8 protein-coding genes, 1 other RNA gene and 1 pseudogene are annotated in these 9,549 nt (G+C 66.6%); 2 read left to right on the forward strand and 8 right to left on the reverse strand.

Annotated features, from left to right (window positions below):
• Positions 1-2: 2 nt before the first annotated feature.
• The 8 genes and pseudogenes from rbbA to QMX85_RS06695 form a co-directional block, all read right to left on the reverse strand.
• Positions 3-2,735 carry a ribosome-associated ATPase/putative transporter RbbA gene (gene rbbA / locus QMX85_RS06660; protein WP_282339350.1) on the reverse strand — a complete coding sequence of 911 codons (2,733 nt, stop codon included), beginning with the start codon at positions 2,733-2,735 and terminating at the stop codon, positions 3-5.
• Complete coding sequence (locus QMX85_RS06665) at positions 2,732-3,802, reverse strand: HlyD family efflux transporter periplasmic adaptor subunit (protein ID WP_273233168.1); 1,071 nt, start codon at positions 3,800-3,802, stop codon at positions 2,732-2,734. Before QMX85_RS06665 ends, rbbA begins: the two co-directional genes overlap by 4 nt.
• 75 nt (positions 3,803-3,877) lie before the next feature.
• On the reverse strand, positions 3,878-5,752 hold the full coding sequence (locus QMX85_RS06670) for a diguanylate cyclase (protein WP_282339351.1): 1,875 nt from the start codon (positions 5,750-5,752) through the stop codon (positions 3,878-3,880).
• A gap of 51 nt (positions 5,753-5,803) precedes the next feature.
• Entirely contained in the window at positions 5,804-6,253 is a 450-nt protein-coding gene (locus QMX85_RS06675; RefSeq protein ID WP_282339352.1) for an EVE domain-containing protein, read from the reverse strand.
• 355 nt (positions 6,254-6,608) lie between these two features.
• Positions 6,609-7,208 (reverse strand): annotated as a pseudogene (locus tag QMX85_RS06680) (5-formyltetrahydrofolate cyclo-ligase); the annotation flags it as partial.
• A gap of 61 nt (positions 7,209-7,269) precedes the next feature.
• Positions 7,270-7,447: non-coding RNA, 6S RNA (gene ssrS / locus QMX85_RS06685), on the reverse strand.
• 33 nt (positions 7,448-7,480) lie between these two features.
• A complete protein-coding gene (locus QMX85_RS06690; RefSeq protein WP_090224100.1) occupies positions 7,481-7,795 on the reverse strand; it encodes a cell division protein ZapA in 315 nt (104 codons plus the stop codon).
• Positions 7,795-8,001 (reverse strand): TIGR02449 family protein, encoded by a 207-nt coding sequence (locus QMX85_RS06695; RefSeq protein ID WP_090224098.1) that lies wholly within the window; start codon positions 7,999-8,001, stop codon positions 7,795-7,797. The genes QMX85_RS06690 and QMX85_RS06695 overlap by 1 nt, the downstream gene beginning before the upstream one ends.
• A gap of 214 nt (positions 8,002-8,215) precedes the next feature.
• Here QMX85_RS06695 and QMX85_RS06700 point away from each other — a divergent pair, with 214 nt between their 5' ends.
• Together QMX85_RS06700 and QMX85_RS06705 are read left to right on the forward strand one after the other, a co-directional pair.
• Complete coding sequence (locus QMX85_RS06700; protein ID WP_282339353.1) at positions 8,216-8,779, forward strand: YecA family protein; 564 nt, start codon at positions 8,216-8,218, stop codon at positions 8,777-8,779.
• A 19-nt stretch (positions 8,780-8,798) separates the two neighbouring features.
• Positions 8,799-9,549 (forward strand): aminopeptidase P N-terminal domain-containing protein (locus tag QMX85_RS06705; RefSeq protein ID WP_282339354.1); only part of this gene is annotated, 751 nt, incomplete at its 3' end.

A 9,549-nucleotide genomic window follows, 5' to 3' on the forward strand; every position in this document is an offset into this window, starting at 1 on the left:
GGTCAGGCCTCCTGCTTCTTCAACAGTGTCGTGCTGAGCAGGGTCAGCAGGGGAATGGTCAGCAGCAGCGGCACGAAATAGGCGGCCAGGTCGGCGACGTCCAGCGCCTTCGAGAAGGCCCCGCGGCTGATTACCACGAAGTGCGACGTCGGATAGACGTGCCCGATCAACGCGCCCAGGCCTTCGAGTGCCGACACCGGGTAGATCAGGCCGGAGAACTGGATGGCCGGCAGCATGGTGGCGATGGCGGTGCCGAACACCGCTGCGATCTGGCTGCGGGTGAAGGTCGATATAAGCAGGCCGAGCCCGGTCGAGCAGAACAGGTAGAGCAGCGCGCCGATTGCCAGGGCCGCCGGGCTGCCCTTGATCGGCACGTCGAACACCAGCACCGCGAAGGTGACGAGGGAGAGGAAGTTGAGCAGGCCGATGCCCACGTAGGGCAGTTGCTTGCCGAGGAGGAACTCCAGCTTCGTGACCGGGGTGACGTAGAGGTTGATGATCGAGCCAAGCTCCTTCTCGCGGACCACGCCGAGTGCGGTGAGCATCGCCGGGATCAGCATCAGCATCATCGGGATTACCGCCGGCACCATGGCCTTGAGGCTTTCCACGTCGGGGTTGTAGCGGTAGCGCACCTCGAGGTCCGCCAGCGCCGCAGCGCCGGGTTGCGGCGAGCGCTGCGCCAGCCCGCGCAGGTAGTCGTTGTGCAGGCCCTGCACATAGCCGTTGATGGTGTCGGCGCGGGTCGGCATGGCGCCGTCGATCCACATGCCGATCTGTGGGCTGGCGCCGCGCTTGAGGTCGCGGCCGAAGTGCGCCGGGATTTCCACCGCCAGGCTGATCTCGCCATCGCGCATGCGTCGCTCGAGGTCGGCGTAATCGGTGATCGCCGGGCGCTCGGTGAAGTAGCGTGAGCCGGTCAGGTTGAGCACGTACTCCTGGCTGGTGGTGGTCTGGTCGCGGTCGAGCACGGCGAAGGTCAGGTTCTCCACGTCCAGGTTGATGCCATAGCCGATGATGAACATCAGCAGCAGCGGGCCGAGCAGAGCCAGCGTGCGACGGATCGGGTCGCGGCGCAGCTCCATGCTCTCGCGCAGCGAGTAGCTGAGCAGCCGGCGCAGGCTGAAGCGCCGTTGTGGCTGCGCCTGTGGCGGCACGGGCGCGCCGACCGGCGTTGCCGGCTCGGTGGCGATGGCGGCGGCGCCGGTGGCTTCCTCGAGGTAGGCGATGAAGGTCGCCTCCAGGGTCGGCAGCCCGCGCTTGGCGATCAGCGCCTGCGGAGTGTCGCTGTCGAGCACCTTGCCCGCGTGCATCAGCGAGATGCGGTCGCAGCGCAGCGCTTCGTTCATGAAGTGGGTGGAGATGAATATGGTCACGCCATCGTTGCGCGACAGGTCGATCATCAGCTCCCAGAAACCGTCGCGGGCGATCGGGTCGACCCCCGAGGTCGGCTCGTCGAGGATCAGGATTTCCGGCTTGTGGATCACCGCCACCGCCAGCGAAAGACGCTGGCGCATGCCCAGCGGCAGGGCGTCGGGCAGGGCGTCCAGCGAGCCGAGCAGGTCGAAGCGGCCAGCCATCTCGGCGACCCGCGCGTCGATCTGCTCGCGCGGCACATGGAACAGCTGGGCGTGCAGCACCAGGTTCTGGCGCACGCTGAGTTCGGCGTACAGCGAGAAGCCCTGGGACATGTAGCCGACCCGGCGGCGGGTGTTCATGTCCTGCGGGTCGACCTTCTGGCCGAACAGGAAGGCTTCGCCCTCGCTGGCCGGCAGCAGGCCGGTGAGCATCTTCATGGTGGTCGACTTGCCGCAGCCGTTGGAGCCGAGGAAGCCGAAGATCTCGCCGCGCTCGATGCGGAAATTCACATGGTCGACCGCGACGAAGTCGCCGAAGCGGCAGGTCAGCTGGCGCGCCTCGATGGCGATCTGTCCGGCTTCGCCCTGGGAGCGCGGCGGAATCACCAGTTGCCGGTGATCGCGGCGTTTCTCCTCCGGCTGCAGGGCGATGAAGGTTTCCTCCAGGCTGCTGCAGCCGGTGGCATCGCGCAGTTCCTGCGGCGTGCCGGTGGCGAGGATGCGCCCGTCGTCCATCGCCATCAGCCAGTCGAAGCGTTCGGCCTCTTCCATGTAGGCGGTGGCGACCAGCACGCTCATGCCGCGGCGTTCGCTGCGCAGGCGTGCGATCAGCTCCCAGAACTGGTTACGCGAGAGCGGATCGACGCCGGTGGTGGGCTCGTCGAGGATCAGCAAATCCGGATCGTGGATCAGCGCGCAGCACAGCCCGAGCTTCTGCTTCATGCCGCCGGACAGCTTGCCGGCCGGGCGCTCGGCGAAGGGCGACAGTCCGGTGCTGGCGAGCAGGTCGGCGATGCGCCGCTGGCGCTCGGTGGCATCCTGGCCGAACAGTCGGCCGAAGAAGTCGACGTTCTCGAACACCGACAGCGTCGGGTAGAGGTTCTTGCCCAGGCCTTGCGGCATGTAGGCGATGCGCGGGCAGACCGCACGGCGGTGTTCGGCATCGGCCATGTCGCCGCCGAGCACTTCGATGTGGCCCTGCTGGATCTTCCGCGCGCCGGCGATCAGCGCCAGCAGGCTGGATTTTCCCACCCCGTCCGGGCCGATCAGGCCGACCATCCGGTCCGCCGGGATGTCCTGATCGACACCGCGCACGGCGTAGGTCTCGCCATAACGCAGGTCGACCCCGTGCAGCCGGGCGACCGCGGGCCGCGAGCTCACTGCGGAACCTTGGTCTGCAGCCTTTCGGGCCATTCAACCTGCGGGTCGAGGCGCAGGTAGGCCATGCCCGGCACGCCGGTCTTCACCTGGGCGAGGTGTTGCTGCAGCAGCGCCGGGTCGATGCGTGCCTTGACCCGGAACATCAGCTTCTCGCGCTCGCTGGCGGTTTCCACGGTTTTCGGGGTGAACTGGGCGACGCTGGCGACGTAGGACACCTTGGCCGGAATCACGTACTGCGGGATCGCGTCGATCACCAGGCGCACGTCCGAGCCGAGGGCGACGCGGCCGGCCTGCGCGGAGGGCAGGAAGAAGGTCATGTAGACGTCACCCAGATCGACCAGGTTGAGCACCTTGCCGCCGGCGGCGAGCACTTCGGCCGGCTGGGCGATGCGGTACTGCACGCGACCGCTGCGCGGCGCCTTCAACTGGCTGTCGTCGATATCGGCGAGCAGGCGGTCGACGCTGGCATTCGCGGCCTCCACCGCAGACTGCGCTTCGATCACCTGCGAGCGTGCGGCGGCGATGCCGGCATCCGCCGAGGCCACCTGCGAGCGCGCCGCCGCCAGCGCCGCCTGGGCGCTCTGCAGGTGCGCCAGGTCATCGTCGAGTTGCTGCCGGGGCATGGCATTGCGCTGCACCATGGCCGCGGTGCGCGTGTAGCGCTTGTCGCTGGCGGAGAGTTCGGCCTGACGCTGGCGCACCACGGCTTCGGCGGTGGTCCTCTCGCTTTCGCGCAGGCTGACCTGGGCCTGCGCGGTGCGCGTGGCATTTTCCGCCTGGCGCACCTGGGCGCGGGCCTGGGCGAGTTGCGCCTCGAGCACCTGGGTGTCCATTTTCGCCACGGTCTGGCCGGCCTCGACGAAGTCGCCTTCGTCCACCTCGATGGAGGCGATGCGCCCGCCGAGCTTGCTGGCGACGTCGATCTCGGTGGCCTCGATGCGTCCGTTGCCGCTGGCGATGCCGTCTTCCAGGCCACTGGGACGCCATTCGAACCAGGCCAGCGCGGCGAGGATCAGGAGCCCGGCGAGAATGCCGGCGCGGATCGTCCATTTTCCCTTGAGTGTCATCGGGAGCTGCCTTCTGCTGCGGAGGGGGACATCGGCCCGTCAGGATAGACGACGAGCGCCGATGCCTTTACAGGTTCAGCTTGAGACGGGCGGCAGTTGGTCGCACTGATTCGGATCAAGCGCGTCCCAGCGCATGCTCCGGTTGCGCCCTGCACGCTTGGCCCGATAGAGCGCGCCGTCCGCCTGGGCCACCAGGGTTTCCGCGCGATTGTCGGGCACGTCGCGCGAGGTGGACAGGCCGATGCTGACGGTCACCCGGCCCAGCGGGCTGTCGGGGTGGGGGATGCGCAGTTCGGCGATCAGCCGCTGCAGTCGCGCGGCGACGTGCTCGGCGCCGGCTTCGTCGGTGTCCATCAGGATCAGCGCGAACTCTTCGCCGCCGTAGCGGCAGGCGACGTCGCCTTCGCGCTGCAGGCCGCGTTGCAGCTGGCCGCCCACCTGGCGCAACGCATCGTCGCCCGCGAGGTGGCCGAGGGCGTCGTTGTAGGCCTTGAAGTGGTCGATATCCAGCAACAGCAAGGCCAGCGGCCGCGCGGTGCGGCACATGCGCCGCCACTCCGCCTGCAGGCGTTGGTCGAAGAAGCGGCGGTTGTAGAGCCCGGTCAGGCCGTCCTGCTGCGACAGCCGCTGCAGGTGCGCTTCCAGTTGCAGGCGTTCGCTGTTGTCGCGGGACACGCCGATCAGGTATTCGTGGCCATTCACCTCCACCAGCTGCGCACTGATTTCCGCGGCCCTGACGCTGCCGTCGCGACGGCGCATCTCGCGCTGGAAGATCGGCGAGGTGTCCTCGCGCTGGGCCTGGCGGACTTCCTCCAGCCAGGCGTGATAGCCGGGCAGGATCTGCTCCGGGGCCTCGCTGAACAGCCGGGCGAAGCTTTGCGCGTCATAGCCGAGGCTGTCGTAGGTGGCGCGGTTGGTGTGCAGCAGGCCGCCGCTCTTCGGATCGATGATGAACAGGCCGTCGCTGCTGGAGTCGGTCAGGTCGAGCACCAGTTGCAGGCGCTCGCGGCTGTCGATCAGCACCTTTTCGATCTCCTCGCGCTGGCGCATTTCCTTGTTCAGGCGACGGTTGCCCGCCTTCAGCGCACGGGCGCGGCGGTCGTTTTCCATCGCCAGGGCGAGGGCCGCCACCAGCAGCAGGCTGATCACCAGGCCGGCGCCAAGGACGAACTCGGGCAACGGGCTGTCCAGGCTGGCGACCAGTTCACGGGTCGGGCTGAGTTGCAGCGCGAAGGCATCGTTGTTCAGCAGGTGCAGCGGAACCTGCTGCTGGAGGTCGTCGCGCGCCTCGCGGGTGGTATGGGTGTAGATCGAATTCTGCCGTTCCAGCAGGCGCACGTTGAACTCGTCGGCGCTGTCCGCCAGCAGCTCGTCCATCAACTCCTCGACGCGGAAAACCCCCTGCACGAAGCCGTCGAAGCGCGCTACGCCCTGTTTGTCATGCAGGTAGATAGGGTCGTAGAGGACGAAGCCGCGGCCGCCCTGAACCAGGGCGAAGCTGTTGGAAAACTGCGGCTGGCCGCTGGCCTTGGCCTGCATGGCGATCGGGTAGTTCGGGTGCGTGGGCGTGAGCTGGAAATCGCGCGCGGCCTCGTTGCCTGCCAGGGGCAGCAACCAGTGGATGCGCAGGTCGGCGCCCATCCACTGGATCGACTGATAGCCCTTGAAGTGGCGCAGGGCGAACTCGACGGTGAGTGTCCACTCGTCGTGCGGAATGCGCCCGTGGAAATCCCACAGCTGGGCGATGCGCGAGAGGTTCTGCACCTCCTCGTCGATGTTGCTCTCCAAGGTCTGCGCCAGCGCCCGCGCGTGATAGGCGACGCGCTCGGCGACGCGTTCCTGCTGGATGCTGCGCAGCTTGTGCCACAGCAACCCGCAGCCGCCGAACAGCAGAATCAGCAGTAGCAGCAGCAACAGGCGCGCGGACCAGACGAAACGCTTACGAGGCATCGGGGATTCCAGGGTAATTGGCTGCTGTCATAGCACAGTGCCGCCAGCCGCTCAACGCAGCGCGAGCACGCGCAGCCAGTCGTCCTCGCCGATGGGCATCACCGACAGGCGACTGCCCTTCTGCAGCAGCGGCATCCGCGCCAGCTTCGGCTCGGCGCGCAGGCGTTTCAGGCTCAGCAGCGCGGGAAACGCTTCGACGAACGCCACGTCACGCGCGCTCCAGGGGTTCTTTTCCAGGCTCGCCCTGGCATCGAAGTAGGGGCTCTCGGGGTCCAATGCCGTGGGGTCGGGATAGGGCTCGCCGACGATCCTGCCGATGCCGGCGATGCCCGGTTCCGCGCAGCTGGAGTGGTGGAAAAGGAACAGTTCGCCCACATTCATGGCGCGCAGATAATTGCGTGCCTGATAATTGCGCACGCCATCCCAGCGCGCCTGCCCCAGGCGCTGCAGGTCGCGGATAGACAGCTCGTCGGGTTCGGACTTCATCAGCCAGTGCGGCATGAACCTTGCTCCTTGTTTTTGGTGTTGGGGTGGGGCTGATTCTGGTCTGACGTGCGGTCATCTAGCCAATTGCACGGACTCCTGGCTTGGCGGAAAATGCCGCCCGTTCGACCCGCAACGGCCGCGAGCCCGAAAAGAAAATGCCGGCGAACATTGCGCAACATTTGCCTGGAAGGGGGAGGCAATTAGATGAAACGTAAACCTGATCTGTTGTGGGTTCTGGTCATTCTGTTCGGTCTGGGTGTGGTGACTACCGGCTACACCCAGAGTCAGTGGGAACGTCCCGGTGACATCCCGGTGAGCGTTTCGGCGCAGCAGCAACGCTGATTGCCTCCCGCGCCACGCATCCTCCGGTGGCGCCGTACCATCCGCTGTCGGTGACGCAAGCCTGCAGCGGGACATCCCAACTGGCCTGGGCCAGTCGATCCACCTTCTGACAGTCATGCGCCAAGCCGATCAATCGCGGCTTGTGTATCCCCTTGCGGCGCTGCAGAAACGCCAGGCTGCGGTCGTAGAATCCGCCGCCCATGCCCAGCCTTCCGCCGTTTTCATCGAAGCCCACCAGCGGTAGCAGGATCAGGTCCAGTGCCCATGGCTTGCGTTGCCGCTTCGGCACGCGCGTCGGTTCGGCGATACCGAAGCGGTTGCCGCGCAAGCGTTCGCCCGCGCGCACGCGCTGGAACGCCATGCGCGTGCGCGGCCAGGGATTGAGTACCGGTAGATAGGTCGCCTTGCCGCGGCGGCGCGCTTCCTCGAGCAGCAGGCGCGGATCGATTTCGCCGTCATTGGGCAGGTACATTGCGATGTGCCGGGCACGCCGAAACAGCGCGTGCTGCGCAAGGCGGCGGTACAGCGCGCGGGCGGCCTGGCGTTGTTCGAGGCGACTCAGGGAGCGACGCCGCCGTCGCAGCAGGCGACGCAGTTCGGCGCGGGAAAGGGATTCGCTGGCGATCATCAAGGACGGGCCGCTGCGGATGACCGAAGAATCCGCGGACTGAATCCACGGATTGAAAAGGTGACTCCCCGAGGTGCCGCTGTCGGTTTGACCCTTGAACCCGAAAGTTCAAGGTGGCGACTGCAGGAGACCGTAAGGCTTTCCGTCAGGCGGACATGCACACGGGCCCCACGTGCAGCCTCCAGGGTTTTGCGTATCGGGAGAGGGACGTGACCAACTGGCGCACACACCAGGGAGCTGTGGCGAGTATACCCCAATAGGCCGCCGTGCAATTAGCTACGGGCTTCATCCGGATCGGTGGCAAGGGCCTCGTCGACTCGATCCAGCAGATCGCGCACCTGTTCTCGGGTGGAATCCGCCTGCAGATCGAGGCGTTGCTGCTTGTGCAGCAGGTCGTGGGTGATGTTGAGGGCGGCCATCACGGCGACGCGGTCGGCACCGATGACTTTGCCGCTGGTGCGTATCTCGCGCATCTTGCCGTCCAGGTAGCGCGCGGCGCTCTCCAGGTTGGCTCGCTCGTCCTGCGGGCAGGAGATGCAGTACTCCTTGTCGAGAATCTGCACGTTTACGGTATTTGGCTGGGTCATTAGTCCTGCTCCAGGGCTTTCAGGCGCGAAATCATCGCTTCGACCTTCTGCCGGGCCATTTCGTTCTTTTCGATCAGATGAGCGCGCTCTTCGCGCCAGGAACGCTCGCTTGCCAGCAGGAGTCGGTTCTGCGTCTTGAGCTGCTCTATGCGCTGGATTAACAGCTCCAGCTTGCCCGCGAGCGCTTGCAGTTCGGCGTGTTCCATGGGCTCCCTACTTGGGCTGATTGATGGGCGGAACTATAACAGCCGCTCGGCAGGACGCCGGACCGGCATCGCCCCGATACTTCGCGCGAAGGGCTCGCGGCAAACGGCCACGGCGGGTGCCGACGTGCTGCGACAGGGCTGCCTTCGGGGCGTCAGGCTGCTAGGATACCTGGCCCTCATTCTAGTGATTGCGCCCTTCCGCGCCTAGCCGCCCATGCCTTCTTCGAACTCCCCGTACACCGCTTTCGCCGCGCTGCTTTCCAGCAGCGGTCACCCCGTTTCCCCGGCCGAACTGCATGGCCTTCTGCTCGGTCGCAGCTGCGCTGGTGCAGACTTCGATCACGCAGCATGGCTGCAGGATGCCGCCGAACTGCTCGGCGGCGAGCCGCAGGACAACGTGCGCCAGGCGCTCATCGGCCTGCAGGACATGGTCAAGAGCGAACTCACCGGCGACGACATCGCCGTGGTCCTGCTGCTGCCTGGCGACGACGCGCCGCTGAGCGAGCGTGCCGTCGCCCTCGGCCAGTGGTGCCAGGGCTTCCTCGGCGGCTTCGGCATGACCGCCCGTGACGGCGCATTGTCCGCCGAGGCCATGGAAGTGCTGCAGGACCTCGCCGCCATCGCCCAGGTGCAAAGCGCGCTGGAAGAGTCCGAAGACGGCGAGAACGACTACATGGAAGTGATGGAGTACCTACGCGTCGCCCCCCTTCTATTGTTTACCGAATGTGCCAAGCCGGTCGCCGCGGCGCCCGTTGCGAGCAAACCCTCCCTGCACTGAGAAGCTAAGGCGTCCTGCCATGACCAGCATCCCGAAGTCGGAATACGCCCGCCGCCGCAAAGCGCTGATGGCGCAGATGGAACCCAACAGCATTGCCATCCTGCCGGCCGCGCCGGTGTATATCCGCAACCGCGATGTCGAGCATGTCTATCGTCAGGACAGCGACTTCCAGTACCTCTCGGGCTTTCCCGAGCCGGAAGCGGTGATCGCCCTGATCCCCGGCCGCGAGCACGGCGAGTACGTGCTGTTCTGCCGGGAGCGCAACCCCGAGCGCGAACTGTGGGACGGCCTGCGCGCCGGCCAGGACGGCGCGATCCGCAACTTCGGCGCCGACGATGCCTTCCCCATCGGCGACATCGACGACATTCTTCCCGGCTTGATCGAAGGCCGCGAGCGGGTCTACTACGCGATCGGCACCAATCCGGAGTTCGACCAGCACCTGATGGAGTGGGTCAACGTGATCCGCTCCAAGGCGCGCCAGGGCGCGCAGCCGCCGAACGAGTTCGTCGCCCTCGACCACCTGTTGCACGACATGCGCCTGTACAAGAGCGCCGCCGAGGTGAAGGTGATGCGCGAGGCCGCGGAAATCTCCGCGCGCGCGCACATCCGCGCCATGCAGGCGAGCCGCGCCGGGCTCTTCGAGTACCACCTCGAGGCCGAGCTGGACTACGAGTTCCGCAAGGGCGGGGCGAAGATGCCGGCCTACGGCTCCATCGTTGCGGGCGGGCGCCACGGCTGCATCCTGCATTTACGCGTGAACGCCTCGGTGT

The sequence above is a fragment of the Pseudomonas sp. PS02288 genome (genome assembly GCF_029959715.1).
In the GTDB taxonomy this organism is placed as follows: domain Bacteria; phylum Pseudomonadota; class Gammaproteobacteria; order Pseudomonadales; family Pseudomonadaceae; genus Pseudomonas_O; species Pseudomonas_O kuykendallii.